The sequence below is a fragment of the Salmonella sp. NW177 genome (assembly GCF_051811585.1).
Classification (GTDB): Bacteria; Pseudomonadota; Gammaproteobacteria; order Enterobacterales; family Enterobacteriaceae; genus Salmonella; species Salmonella enterica.
On record NZ_JAMMZV010000035.1, the window covers coordinates 1 to 298 of the forward strand.

The following is a 298-nucleotide window of genomic DNA, read 5'->3' on the forward strand; positions in this document are numbered from 1 at the left end:
TGCTGCGCGGCCAGAACCTGCTCGGCTACCGCCACTACGCCGATGATGTGGTGGAGCGCTTCGTTGAACGCGCGGTGAAAAACGGCATGGATGTGTTCCGCGTCTTCGATGCCATGAACGACCCGCGCAATATGAAAGCCGCCCTGCAGGCGGTGCGCAGCCACGGCGCCCACGCCCAGGGGACCCTGAGTTACACCACCAGCCCGGCGCACACCCTGCAGACCTGGCTGGATTTAACCGAACAGTTGCTGGAAACCGGCGTTGACTCGATTGCCATCAAGGATATGTCCGGCATTCT

At 61.7% G+C, this 298-nt stretch carries 1 pseudogene; it reads left to right on the plus strand.

The features are described from left to right. Nucleotides 1-298: pseudogene (locus NA986_RS24370) on the plus strand (sodium-extruding oxaloacetate decarboxylase subunit alpha); the annotation flags it as partial.